12 protein-coding genes are annotated in these 12,248 nt (G+C 51.0%); 6 read left to right on the top strand and 6 right to left on the bottom strand.

Annotated features, from left to right (window positions below; all coding sequences use genetic code 11):
* Positions 1–325: 325 nt before the first annotated feature.
* From EIZ37_RS22455 to EIZ37_RS22460, 3 genes are all read left to right on the top strand, one after another.
* The gene (locus EIZ37_RS22455; RefSeq protein WP_134687001.1) at positions 326–1,582 is read left to right on the top strand and encodes an MFS transporter; all 1,257 of its coding nucleotides are present in this window, start codon (positions 326–328) and stop codon (positions 1,580–1,582) included.
* Positions 1,579–1,707: a hypothetical protein gene (locus EIZ37_RS26595; RefSeq protein WP_268898762.1), complete on the top strand. Its 129-nt coding sequence runs from the start codon at positions 1,579–1,581 to the stop codon at positions 1,705–1,707. Before EIZ37_RS22455 ends, EIZ37_RS26595 begins: the two co-directional genes overlap by 4 nt.
* 166 nt (positions 1,708–1,873) lie before the next feature.
* Positions 1,874–3,253 (top strand): cache domain-containing protein, encoded by a 1,380-nt coding sequence (locus tag EIZ37_RS22460; protein WP_134687002.1) that lies wholly within the window; start codon positions 1,874–1,876, stop codon positions 3,251–3,253.
* A gap of 42 nt (positions 3,254–3,295) precedes the next feature.
* Here the strand turns inward: EIZ37_RS22460 and EIZ37_RS26135 are convergent, their stop codons facing one another.
* From EIZ37_RS26135 to EIZ37_RS22470, 3 genes are all read right to left on the bottom strand, one after another.
* Complete coding sequence (locus EIZ37_RS26135) at positions 3,296–3,451, bottom strand: hypothetical protein (RefSeq protein ID WP_167569089.1); 156 nt, start codon at positions 3,449–3,451, stop codon at positions 3,296–3,298.
* A gap of 70 nt (positions 3,452–3,521) precedes the next feature.
* Positions 3,522–4,022, bottom strand: a complete 501-nt coding sequence (locus EIZ37_RS22465; RefSeq protein WP_134687003.1) for a hypothetical protein — start codon at positions 4,020–4,022, stop codon at positions 3,522–3,524.
* A gap of 11 nt (positions 4,023–4,033) precedes the next feature.
* Complete coding sequence (locus EIZ37_RS22470) at positions 4,034–5,110, bottom strand: M42 family metallopeptidase (RefSeq protein ID WP_134687004.1); 1,077 nt, start codon at positions 5,108–5,110, stop codon at positions 4,034–4,036.
* A gap of 130 nt (positions 5,111–5,240) precedes the next feature.
* Here EIZ37_RS22470 and EIZ37_RS22475 point away from each other — a divergent pair, with 130 nt between their 5' ends.
* From EIZ37_RS22475 to EIZ37_RS22485, 3 genes are all read left to right on the top strand, one after another.
* Positions 5,241–6,083, top strand: a complete 843-nt coding sequence (locus EIZ37_RS22475) for a GNAT family N-acetyltransferase (RefSeq protein WP_134687005.1) — start codon at positions 5,241–5,243, stop codon at positions 6,081–6,083.
* Positions 6,080–7,186, top strand: coding sequence for an o-succinylbenzoate synthase (menC, locus tag EIZ37_RS22480; RefSeq protein ID WP_134687006.1), 1,107 nt, complete (start codon positions 6,080–6,082; stop codon positions 7,184–7,186). Before EIZ37_RS22475 ends, menC begins: the two co-directional genes overlap by 4 nt.
* A 72-nt stretch (positions 7,187–7,258) precedes the next feature.
* Positions 7,259–8,548 (top strand): BaiN/RdsA family NAD(P)/FAD-dependent oxidoreductase, encoded by a 1,290-nt coding sequence (locus EIZ37_RS22485; protein ID WP_134687007.1) that lies wholly within the window; start codon positions 7,259–7,261, stop codon positions 8,546–8,548.
* 257 nt (positions 8,549–8,805) lie between these two features.
* On the opposite strand, the gene EIZ37_RS22490 is transcribed toward EIZ37_RS22485, so the two are convergent.
* Genes EIZ37_RS22490 through refZ form a run of 3 tightly spaced genes read right to left on the bottom strand, consistent with a single transcriptional unit; the run spans position 8,806 to position 12,220 of the window.
* Positions 8,806–9,006: a hypothetical protein gene (locus EIZ37_RS22490; RefSeq protein WP_134687008.1), complete on the bottom strand. Its 201-nt coding sequence runs from the start codon at positions 9,004–9,006 to the stop codon at positions 8,806–8,808.
* Between the two features lie 12 nt (positions 9,007–9,018).
* Positions 9,019–11,553, bottom strand: coding sequence for a septation ring formation regulator EzrA (locus EIZ37_RS22495; protein WP_134687009.1), 2,535 nt, complete (start codon positions 11,551–11,553; stop codon positions 9,019–9,021).
* 28 nt (positions 11,554–11,581) lie between these two features.
* On the bottom strand, positions 11,582–12,220 hold the full coding sequence (gene refZ, locus EIZ37_RS22500; RefSeq protein WP_134687010.1) for a forespore capture DNA-binding protein RefZ: 639 nt from the start codon (positions 12,218–12,220) through the stop codon (positions 11,582–11,584).
* Positions 12,221–12,248: the final 28 nt, after the last annotated feature.

Consider the following 12,248-nt stretch of genomic DNA (forward strand, 5'->3'; position numbering starts at 1 on the left):
TGGCTCAATCAATTCCTTCATCAAAGAAAATGGAGATAAGAAAAATAATCAGCAAAATCCATATGACAATTTCAAATCCTTCGTTGTCTGAAAATCTCCACATTCCCCTTCCCTCCTGTCCCCCAACAGTTTGCCGTTTGTCCCTGCTCGCTGCATGGCCCAGCGTTTACAGTATAGGTATATGTCGGACAGGACGAATGTGTTTGGATAGTAGCCCGCTGGATACAGAAAATCCGCACCTGCCTATGACAGCGCATAAGCGATCCCTTTTTTCCCCCATACTAAGCAGACGTGACCTACCATCACGGTGAAGGAGGTACTAGGATTGAGCGAAACGGCTTCCTCGCTGATCAAAAACCGTATCTACCTGTTTCTCTTGGCCGTCGTCTTTTTCATGCACGTGGCTTCCTATCTGGTGATCCCGATTTTCCCCATCTTTTTGCAAAAGGTACGGCTGCTTTCCCTCAGCCAGGTGGGTTTCGTACTGGGTATTGGTAGCATTACGTATCAAATCGGGAGTTTGTTTGGCGGACTGCTGGCGGATCGCTACGGAAGACGGACGACCCTGATAGCGGGAGCCATTACGCAGGGGATCGCGATGACGGGGTACGCTTTTAGTCCCGTCTACATCCTGTATCTGCTGTTCTCTGCGATTAATGGTCTTGGTCTTGGTTTGCTGGCCCCTACGGTCAAAGCGATGATTGCGGATACGGTCACTGCGGACGAACGGACAAAAGCCTTTTCCTGGCGCGGCATCGTCGCGCACAGCGGGATCATACTGGCTGGTATATTGATTACCTGGCTGGCGTTAGCTGACCAGCGCCTGTTTTGGGCAGCCTCTGTCTTTTTCTTCCTTCTCGCGGCAGTTGCCCGCTTTACCCTTCCATATGACCGATGTCAAGGAGAAGAATGCCAGTCCATCCCTTTCGCTGAATACCGGCAGATCCTTCGTCACCGCAGCTTTCTGATGTTCTCCATCATCACCATGATCATCTGGGCTCTCTATGCCCAATTTGCCTTGGTCATGCCATTGCGGGCAGAGCATGTCCTGCACACCGAGAATCTGGTAGGGCTGATTGTAACGATTAATTCCTTAAGTGTGGTCTTGCTGCAAGGGACGCTTTACCGTTTTATCCTGGGCCGGATCAATCCATACGTTTCGCTGGTTGCTGGTACGTTGATGCTGGGCCTTGGCCTGTTTGCCCTGGGCTGGGCCGACAGCTTTCTCACGCTCAGTGCCTCCTCCATTCTATTTATCATTGGCGAGATGTTGTTTATGCCAGTAGTGGACAGCCTTGTTGGATACTTTGCCAAGGAGGAATGGCTGGGCGTCTACTTTGGCATTTCTAACTTTGTGTCCGGTATCGGCAGCGCGATTGGGACAAGCCTGGGCGGAAGCATGGTAGAACGACTTGGAGGCGTAGGCAGCAAGGCTCCATGGATCTCCTACGGCATTACCGCCTTGTTTTTCGCAAGTATCTTGGGCCTCTTCGCCAATTATGCGCGGACCAGGCACAAGCAAGGTTCACCCCATGAGCCGACAATGCCTTCACTTAATATTCGAAAGGAGAAAGCAAAATGAACCGAAAAAAAGGACAGCAAATGCAAAACCATTCAGAGGTAAACAGGCAGCCAAAAGGAGTACAGGATGACCGCCCGGGGTATGGCGATAAAAAGCTTGAGGGCCCCAATCGCCCTGCTGAGTAATTGAACTTGTCGTTTTTTGTAGGTACCCGCATGTGGCAAAACCATTGCCAGCCATGCGGGTTTTTAAAATCGTCGCAGATAAAGTCGAGAAGTGTTGAACGTTTTGTGAATTTCGCCTATTATGAGAACAAGATAAATATCCTTCTCAGAAAGGACGAGAGCAAAATTGCCACATTCTCCTACGAGATCCGTCGCGTTTACCATTTTTCTGATTTTGCTACCGGTCCTTTTCACGGGAATCATATACATCGGATACTCGCAAGCCAAAATCCAATACCGTGAAGCTGGAATACGAGCCCTCGATCGTCAAATGAACACGGTTATCCACTTGATCAGCAAATATCAGCATGATGTCGAATCAGGTCTGCTCAACGTCGAAGCTGCCGAAGACCAGATCAAAAACGTATTGTCCGGTCCGATGAAAAACAATGGCAGACGTGATCTGAGCGCGGTTGATCTGACGTTAGGTCCTGGCGACTACCTGTTTATCCTTGACTCAAAGGGAAATATGGTCATGCACCCCGAAACCGAAGGAAGCAACTTGCTGTATACCCGCAATGCCGAGGGGCGTTTCATCATCCAAGAAATGATTAGCCAACCGCATCAAACCCTATCTTATTTATGGCAAAACCCCACAGATACAGAGGCACGTCCCAAAATTTCAGTGGTTCATTATTTTCCGGCATGGGACTGGTATGTGGGATTGTCCAGCTACGAGGAAAACTTTTACCAGCCGTTTGATAAAATCAAGCTGCAGCTAACTCTATTGGTATTGGGAAGCTATATCATTACCGCTATTATTTTTCTTGCTGCCAAACGTAAGGAACATGATTTGCGCCGCACAAATTCCGTGAGAGAGCGGCTGATTCAGACCAACCAAAGCATTTTAAAAACACTGGCCGTCGCCCTGGAAGAACGAGATGCGTACACCTCCGGCCATTCGCAACGCGTCGCTTTTTACATGCGCGAGATTGCGGAAAAAATGAACTACTCTTCAGACATGCTGGAAGTGATTTATACAGGCGGACTGCTCCATGATATCGGCAAAATCGGGATTGAAGACAGGATCTTGATGAAGCCGGGAAAATTGTCGCCGGAAGAATATGAAGTGATCAAGTCGCATCCGATCCGTGGTGAAGCGCTATTGCGGAAGCTGTATGCGGAAAGTGAAAGCGATTCATACGATCAGGACAAAGTAAATGCGATCCTGACCATTACAAGATCGCATCATGAACGCTTCGATGGGCGCGGCTACCCTGATCGCCTGCAAGGGGAGGAAATCCCGCTCATCGCCCGGATTGCAGCTGTCGCTGACTCCTTCGATGCCATGACCTCCAATCGGGCGTACCGCAGGGGATACTCCTTTTCCAAAGCATCAGCGGAAATTCAAGCCAACGCCGGGACGCAATTTTGCCCGAAGGTAGTCGAGGCTTTTCTGCAAAGCATTACCGAAGACAGCTTCTTCCATGCCCATCAGCTCACCCGTGTAGAGGATTTGCTGCTCGAACAAATGGAAGACGATCTGGAAAAAACTACAAGCGCATGAGAAAACCCGGGGCTATCGAGCTCCGGGTTTTTACGTACAGGATCAGTCGGATTGGATCGAAGTCTTATTCTCGATGTCTTTCGCAGCTTCGTCCAGATTGGTTCGAATGCGAAGAAAGGGCCCTTGGGAGGGCGGAGCAATCACGCGATCGTTCAACTGTTTAAAATCTGGCATCTGCATTTCGTCCTGCTGCTTCATGATATGCACCCCTCTTTTGTGCCTTAGTATACCGGGGACAGAGGTGCTTTATCCATCAGCCGAACCTGGTTCAAATGTCCTTTACCTGTGTCGGCACTTGCAGCTCTTTTAACTGCTGATACAGCTTCTCTTCCTCGGCAAGCGGAATGCGAAGCAGCAAATAGCGGTTGAAGTAGAAAACGACCCGGTCCGAGGACTGCTCGCGTAAACGATAATGCGATAATTCCGAGACATCTTTGAGCAGGTAAAAGTAATCATACCGCTCTGCAGTCAGCTCAGCTTGAAAGGTGCGGCTGATGACTTCCTCGCCGCTCCTGTTCTCCCGTACATTTTCCTTGCTTGCTCCCAGAAAGCGCAGCAGCTCGCTCGCCCGTTTGCCAAACTTTTCGGCAAGCATCCGGTCATTGTATTCCACTTCCAGATGGGTCAAGCGCTCTTTTACCGATGAGAGCATCGCCATCAGCACCTTGCGCACTACCAGATTCGTCGGGGCAAACTGATGATCATAAAAATTATACTCAAGGACGGCGTCACCCGCCTCCTCATGCCGATATAGGGTAATCGATTGCATCGTGCTGCCCCCTATCGTCCCAGGATCGTATTCAACGTACTGTGATCCAGGCTTTTGATCGCGGCAAACAGCAAGCGCTTTGCCGCCAGATAGTCATCCTCATGCATGATCGCTGCATGGCTGTGAATGTAGCGTGCAGGAATCCCGATCACCGCTGCTGGCACGCCTTTGCCATGTAGCTGCACCTCTTTCGCATCAGTTCCCCCTTTTGCCACAAAATACTGGTAAGGAATGTTTTCACGTTCGCAAAGATCCACCAAAAAATCGCGCATCCCCGGCATCATGATCGTCGATGGATCATAGATCCGCATCAGGAGACCGCCGCCGAGTTTGCCGTAGCTTTCCCGCGAACCTGGCACATCGCCTGCCGGACTGGCATCCAGGGCAAAGAATACATCCGGTTGGATCATCTGGCTGGATGTCTTTGCTCCCCTTGTCCCTACTTCCTCCTGTACGGTCGCACCGGCATATACCACATTGGGATGCTGGGGATTCTCCGTCAATTCCTTCAACAGTTCTACTGCCAGACTGCAGCCGTAGCGATTGTCCCACGCTTTCGCCATATACTTTTTCTCACTGGCGAGCGGGGTAAACGGACATACCGGAACGATTTGTTGCCCCGGACGAATGCCCAGCTTTTCCGCTTCTTCCTTGCTGTCCGCGCCAATGTCCACGTACATGTTTTTGATATCCATCGGGCGGGTGCGCTGATCCTCACTCAGGGAATGAGGAGGAATTGAGCCAATCACCCCGTCAATCGGTCCTGCCGCCGTAATGATCTGGACGCGTTGGGCAAGCAATACCTGCCCCCACCATCCGCCAAGCGTTTGAAAAGAGATGAACCCTTTTTCGGAAATGCGTGTGACCATGAAGCCCACTTCATCCATGTGTCCGGCCACCATGATGCGCGGTCCGTTCTCCTGTCCGCGCTTGATCCCAAAGATGCTGCCGAGATGATCGGTAATCACTTCATTGCTATATGTCGATATGTATTCACGCATGATGCTTCGCACAGGCCCTTCAAAACCTGGAGCACCCGGTGCTTCAGTCAGTTTTTTCCACAGCTCTAATTGAAACGGATCGGCCATACGATCTCCTCCTTTTTACCTTTCTTATTATCGTTCACCCTTTTCATGAATGCAACCGTTCGCTTGACAGGCGTGTGCTGCAAACTCAGAATAGTAGCTATATTCTTTCTACTTCGCGAGGTGAACGAAAATGTCGATCATAATGCGCAAACTGACTGAAAAATCAGAGCTAAAGCAATTGGAAGAGCTGGAAGCAGCCGTCTGGAGTCCAGCCTCTGTGATCCCGCTGCATATGACACTGACCCTGCAGAAATTTGGCGGTCTGTTCCTGGGGGCTTTTGATGAAGGACGGATGATTGGCTTTCTCTACAGCTTTCCCGGATTTCGGGACGGACAGCCGCATCTATGCTCCCATATGCTCGGCTTTCTGCCGGAATACCGCAAGCAGGGCTTAGGCGTGCAAATGAAATGGCTGCAGCGGGACGAAGCGTTGCTTTTGGGCCATACGTGCATTACTTGGACGTACGATCCGCTTGAAGCGGTCAATGCTTATTTGAATATAGCCAAGCTTGGCGGGATTGTCCGCCACTACCTGCCTAACTGCTATGGCAATCTGGAGGACGACATGAATCGCGGGCTGCCCACCGATCGTTTTCTCGTCGAATGGTTTTTGGAGAGCAAACGGGTGATCTGTAAACAAACAGAGCCCGGTGTACAGGCCGCATACGGTGAGGAAGCAGTGCCCGCGCTCAGCTATGCTTGCGGAGGGGACGGCCATCCACGGGTAACCGCTATTTCGAGTGAATTCCATGCGGAAACCCTCCTCGTGAGCGTCCCTTCCCGTTTTCAAGACTTGAAAAAAGCAGACATGTCCGCTGCCATCGCTTGGCGCGAGCAGACGGGAACCTTGTTCACGAAGGCCTTTTCTGCCGGCTATGCCGTCGTGGATGTTCTGCGAAGCGAGACAGAACCGGTTGTCCATTATATGCTCAGCAAATCGATGGCTGCGCTTGAAGGAGTGGGAGAGAAATGAAGATTGTCCGGATCGTATTGCGTCATATGTCCATGACCTTGAAGTCCCCGTTCACCACCAGCTTTGGCACGACAACCGAGAAAGAATTTCTCCTGATCGAAGCATACGATGAAGATGGCCGCGTGGGCTACGGTGAGTCTACGGCCATGGTGAGTCCCTTCTATAATGAAGAAACCATGAAAACCAACCATCATCTGCTGCGGGATTTCCTGATTCCGCTGACACTGCGGCATACATTCGCCCATCCCGATGACTGTATCGAGCTGTACGGACATATCCGTAAAAACATGATGGCGAAAGCGGCCCTTGAGGGAGCTATCTGGGATCTTTATGCCAAACGTATGGGAAGCCCGCTGGCGCAAGCGCTAGGGGGTGACAAAACGAAGATCGCTGTCGGGGTCAGCATTGGCATTCAGGACAATATTGCCGACATGTTAAAACAGGTGGAGCAATACTTGTCAGCCGGCTACCAACGGATGAAGGTAAAAGTGAAGCCTGGCTTTGATGTGGATGTAATCGCCGCCATCCGCAAAGAATTTGGTGCTATCCCGTTGATGGCGGATGCCAACTCTGCCTATACGCTGGATGACGCTCATCTGCTGAAGCGGCTGGATGAGTATGGATTGATGATGATTGAGCAGCCGCTGGCTTCCGACGATATCATCGATCATGCCCAGCTGCAGGCTCAGCTGCAGACACCGATCTGCCTCGATGAAAGCATTCATACCGTAGAAGATGCCCGCAAGGCACTGGATTTGGGCAGCTGCCGGATCATCAACATTAAAGTGGGCCGTGTGGGCGGCTTGAGTCATGCCAAAGCCATTCATGATCTGTGCCAGGCAAGACAAGTCCCGGTATGGTGCGGCGGCATGCTGGAATCGGGAATCGGCCGTGCCCATAATGTGGCGATCACCACACTTCCCGGCTTTACCCTCCCAGGGGACACTTCCGGCTCCAATCGTTATTGGCATGAGGATATCATCGAACCGGAGGTAACCGTCGAGAATGGCTTCATTCATGTCCCCACCCAAGCCGGAATCGGCTATCAGGTGAATCAAAAGCGTTTGGATGCCTGCACGGTGAGCAGCGAGACCTATCGATAGCATCCTGCGCCATTTTTCGCTATGATGGAAGAACCAACCACCATACGCTGAAAAGATAAGGATGAAATGGATATGGATACAACCGCATTTGACGTCATCGTGATTGGCGGCGGCCCATCCGGATTGATGGCTGCCATCGCCGCATCCGCCCAAGGGGCTCGGGTCTGCCTGGTCGAAAAAGGGGCAAAGCTGGGCCGCAAGCTGATCATCTCCGGCGGCGGCCGCTGCAATGTCACAAACGCCAAAGAACTGGATGAATTAATCAAGGAAATGCCCGGCAACGGCCGTTTTATGCATAGCGCCTTCGCTCAATTCAGCAATAAAGACATCGTCGGCTATTTCAACAAGCTGGGTGTCGCCTTGAAAGAAGAAGACCGCGGGCGCATGTTCCCTGTTACCGATAAAGCCATCACGGTCGCCAATGCCCTGATCAGCAAAATGAAGCAGCAGGGTGTCGAGGTCATGCTGAACAGCCCTGTAGAACGTGTCTTGTATGAGAATGGCCAATGTCGCGGTGTACGCTTGAAAAACGGGAACACATTGAGTGCGCCGTGTGTCGTGATTGCGGTTGGGGGAAGCTCTGTCCCGCAAACCGGCTCAACGGGAGACGGCTATCAATGGGCCCGCGAGGCAGGACATACGATCACGGAGCTGTACCCGACGGAAGTTCCGCTAACGGCTAACGATCCTTTCATTCGTGACAAAACGTTAATGGGACTGTCATTGCGCGATGTGACCCTTACGCTTTATTCCGAGAAAGGCAAGAAGGTAACCGTGCAGGAAGGCGACATGATTTTCACCCATTTTGGCATATCCGGACCAGCCGCTTTGCGATTGGGGCATTATGTATCGGTCACGATGCGCCGAAATGGGAACAAGCCTCTCCCCTTGCACATTGATCTGATGCCGGACCGATCCGTCGAGGAGATTGCCCGGGAAAGCTGGTCATTGTTTGAGGAGCAGCCGAAAAAAGCGGTGAAGAATATCCTGAAGGGCTTTTTCCCCGAAAGGCTGATCCCGCTTCTCCTGGAGAAAAGCGAGATTCCTGAGGATACGACGCTGAGTCATCTATCGAAGCAAAAATGGCAGACGTTAGCGGCGCTCGCCAAGGCGTTTCCGCTGACAATCACCGGTACGCTCACACTGGAGGAAGCCTTCATTACAGGCGGAGGTGTCCATGTGAAAGAGATTGATCCGAAAACAATGCAGTCGAAGCTGATGAACGGCCTCTTTTTTGCCGGGGAAGTCATGGATGTGCATGCGCATACTGGCGGATACAATATCACGATTGCGTTTTCCTCCGGATATGTTGCTGGCACGCACAGTGCGCAGCTTGCTCGGCAGCAGATGAGTCTTTCATAGAAAAATCCGTGAATACCAAAAAACTCTTTCTATCGGGTAGAAAGAGTTTTTTTAAAAAAATCGAGCAATCGATGTTTATCCCTTTTGCAAATGGGGAAAGATTGGATTAGGTGCTCTTTTTCGTAAAGAGTGTTTCAGAACCCTACTCCCCCTAGTAGTAGGTTGCTGATTCTCACACCTCTACTCCCTTTATCTTTATCCTTTGGAGCGTCGTCCGTACGACGCTCCCTTTTTCTATTTCTCCTTCATGAGAATTCTCATTGCGTCGTTACGCGATAAAGCAAAGAGAGTCCTGCCAGAAAAAAAGCAAAGCCCAACAGGAAGAACGTATTGGCCCGTTGCTTGAGCCGTTTCTCGTCACCGTGCAAGTGTTTCAGCAGTCGTTTCTTCCATCGGGCTGTACGGGGCTGCCACATCACGAGCAGCCCCATTGCCATCAGGAACAAAGAGAATCCCATGGCGTTCCCTCTCTATCCTTTTTTCTTCTTCCGCAAGATCCAGCGGCTTTCCGGTTCTTCCGGCTCACCTTCCACGAGCAGTCGGGCCTCTTCCGCCAACTGATACGCTTCTTGGAAAGACAATTGGCGGAATGCTTGCTCCGCTTTTTGCAGCAATACATTCACTTCCCGATTTTGACGGCGATAACGGTTGGTGTACTGAATCGCTCCCTCCGCAAGCTGGCAGTTGGCGATCACTTTTTCCGTCAAATTCTCCGTCTCCATGACAAACTCATTTACTTCTTCCAGCAATACTGCTACTTCAGCCAGTTCATAGCGGTACTGCTCCATCGTGGACTTGATCGTCGCCAACAGCTGAACCGATTGTTCAAAATGATATTTCAGCTGGTCGGGAATTCCGGGGAGATAGCTGCGCTTGATTTGCTGCCGCACTTTCACCAGGACGCCGGAGATGCGTTCAAGCTCATCGAGCACGTCATCCTCGGTTTCAATGATCGGCAGGTAATTCTTGCTTGGTTCCTCTTCCTCCATAGCTTGACGCCTTGGTATGACGAGCTCGTACTCTTCCTCCGGTTCGTACCTGTTCTCGGGTTCATCGTACACCTCTTCCGGTTCGTACGCTGCTTCAGGTGCGTACACTTCTTCCGGTTCGTATACGTCATCAGGTTCGTATACGTCATCAGGTTCTTCTGGCTTGCTCATCTGCTGGAGGCGCATCTGCTCTTCGTACTGTCGTTTCTTTTGTGCCCATTGCTCCTGGCGATCATCCACAGGAATCTCTATTTTCTTACCATCAGAAGCAGCCGGATCTTCTTCCGGATACTCCTCTTCATACATTTCCTCAGGAAGCATGCCATTATTACTTTCTTTAACCTCTGTCGGCACCACCTCAGCTGCAAGTTCCACCACAGCCGCGGCTGCTGGAGCAGCCTCAGCCATTCCGGCCCACGCGAGCCCTTCTCCTGTTTGTTGGTGGTCGTATTCCTTCACTTGCTCAAGCGCTGCTTCCATCTGCGGCATTTCAGCCGGTTCGACTTTTTGCGCCGCTGCTTCTCTTTGTTTGAGCACAGCTTCTTCTATGCTTTGAAAGGTCCCATCCAGCTTGACTCGGAAAGCCTTTGCATGGGTGGCTGCCGTTTCCAGATTCCCTTCCTCCAAAGCGGTTTTGGCAGCTGTCAGCAATTGACGGGCTTGCAGCATGGCTGCATCCAATGTGGTTTGACTAAGATCATAGCCGTCTCCGAGAACCGCCGCAATCCCTTCTTCCATCTCTTTCAACTCTTCCGGCATTTCAAACATAACCGTTTTCACCAGTGCAGGTATTTTTTCCAATCCTTCCGCCAGTTCAGTGAGGATGGCTTGGGCATTTATCGTCGTCTCATAGGCTTTTACATCATCCCCGGACGCTTGGGCCGATTTGACGCTTGCCCGCATCCGCTCGACTTCATCGTGCTTCGTTTTCAGCTCATGAAAGGATAGACCGTATTCCAGGCGAGCATGATCCAGCTTGCGGCCAACGGTTTCAAACAGCTTGCCAATCTCCGGCAGAACCGCTTTGCTCTCCTTCTTGGTTTGGACAACCATGGTCATGTCCGCTTTTAACTCGGACATTTCCGTTTCAATCTGCTCAAGCAGCTCCTCTGCTTCCTCCAGCAGGCCAGTCGCCATTTGAAAGCGAAAACGGTCGCAGGCTTCCTCCGCCTCCAAAATGATCATCTCCACGTCAGGGACACGCACGCGCAGGATGTGCTCCTTGCGATTGGCCAACTGGACGTAACGCTCTTCGGTAGTACCGGATGATCTCCGCAAGGATTTATCCACTTCGATCATGTGCAGTTTTTCTACCAATTGATCTTTCCAGTCTTCCACACGGTCTACCGATGCAAAGACCTGACGCCGGCGGATAAATGAATAGATCAGCAAGCCAAGCATGCCGATAAACAAAAACCCGATCAAATACAGCCACCACGGCAGGCTCAGCCAGAATGGCTTACTGCCATTTGCATCTGTCTGCGTTGTGGTCGTGGTTGCAGGTGCAGCCGGTGCCTTGTCCCCCGCCGCTGTGCCTTGGGAAGCGATGCGGGTCAATTCGTTATTGGTCTCGGTGATGAACATCTCGATGCCTTTGGCGTATTCCTTTTGATTCCGATATGGATCGTAAAAGGAAACGATCTTTTCATGCAGCATTTCCAGCTTGGCGCCTTTTTCGACCAACGCTTTTCCCGGGTAGACCCCGATTTGCTGCGAATTGATATCCAATACGATCATCATCGTATTTTCGTTCAAATTATAATTGTCATACAGCTTTTGCGCGTATTCATCTGGTGTCTGGGCTTCGGGCTGCGTGCTTTCAACCACGACCAGCTTATACGTCACATCCGTAAATTGCTTGGCAAACTCGTTGAAATGCGTTTTGGCCTCATCTGATAAATAATCATCATTATCCTGAACGACTTCGTCGGTCTTTTCCGGGAAAGGTACAGCGCCCGCAGGACTGGCAAAGCAAAGCAATCCGGCCATGCACAGCAGCAACATTTTCTTCTTCACAGTAGGACATCCCCTTTAATTTCTACTTTCAAGGTTGAGAGGGTAATAGGATGGAGCGCAGCAGCACGGTTACGGATTCGATCAACCATTCACAGAAGCTATCGGAAGCTGGTTCCAAATAGTAGACCTCACGAACAGACTGCGGATTCAAATAGGGGTATATCAGTAAGCTGGACATTGCCAGCAACACTTGGTCAACCGGAACTCTCACAAATTCCCCTTGGTTCATTCCCTCTTCCATAATGACTGCAAATTCATGTTTCCAGCGATGAATATAGAGCGTCATGACTTCCCGCGCAAGCATGGTTTCCACACTTAGCTCGCGCTGAATCAGACGGGTAATCGCAGAATGATCACGTTGGAAATACACATAGAGACGCACCACATGGAGAAGCTTGTCCATCCATGTCTGACTGTCATCTTGGCGGGTTGCTTCTTCCGCAAGCAGCCGAAAAAACGTCTCGTAATAATGAGCGATCAGCACCTCGAGGACGCCTTGCTTCCCTTGAAAGTGATAGGAAATCAAAGCGAGATTCACCTTGGCCTCCACGGCGATCTGGCGAACAGAGGTACCATCGTATCCATTGGCATCAAACAGTTTGGCGGCAGCTTCCAGTATTCGCTGTCTGGTTTGCTGCGCAGACTTCCCTTGTTCCTGTTCACTCACGATTTTCACTCCTCTGCGAGGAAAATCA

This window comes from Brevibacillus migulae (genome assembly GCF_004521915.1).
GTDB lineage: Bacteria > Bacillota > Bacilli > Brevibacillales > Brevibacillaceae > Brevibacillus_F > Brevibacillus_F migulae.

Bases quoted from the DNA above. Each gene is read 5' to 3' on its own strand.
- EIZ37_RS26595 (WP_268898762.1), top strand. From the start codon at position 1,579: ATGAACCGAAAAAAAGGACAGCAAATGCAAAACCATTCAGAGGTAAAC.
- EIZ37_RS26135 (WP_167569089.1), bottom strand. From the start codon at position 3,451: ATGAAGCAGCAGGACGAAATGCAGATGCCAGATTTTAAACAGTTGAAC.
- EIZ37_RS22465 (WP_134687003.1), bottom strand. From the start codon at position 4,022: ATGCAATCGATTACCCTATATCGGCATGAGGAGGCGGGTGACGCCGTC.
- EIZ37_RS22470 (WP_134687004.1), bottom strand. From the start codon at position 5,110: ATGGCCGATCCGTTTCAATTAGAGCTGTGGAAAAAACTGACTGAAGCA.
- EIZ37_RS22475 (WP_134687005.1), top strand. From the start codon at position 5,241: ATGTCGATCATAATGCGCAAACTGACTGAAAAATCAGAGCTAAAGCAA.
- menC (WP_134687006.1), top strand. From the start codon at position 6,080: ATGAAGATTGTCCGGATCGTATTGCGTCATATGTCCATGACCTTGAAG.
- EIZ37_RS22485 (WP_134687007.1), top strand. From the start codon at position 7,259: ATGGATACAACCGCATTTGACGTCATCGTGATTGGCGGCGGCCCATCC.
- EIZ37_RS22490 (WP_134687008.1), bottom strand. From the start codon at position 9,006: ATGGGATTCTCTTTGTTCCTGATGGCAATGGGGCTGCTCGTGATGTGG.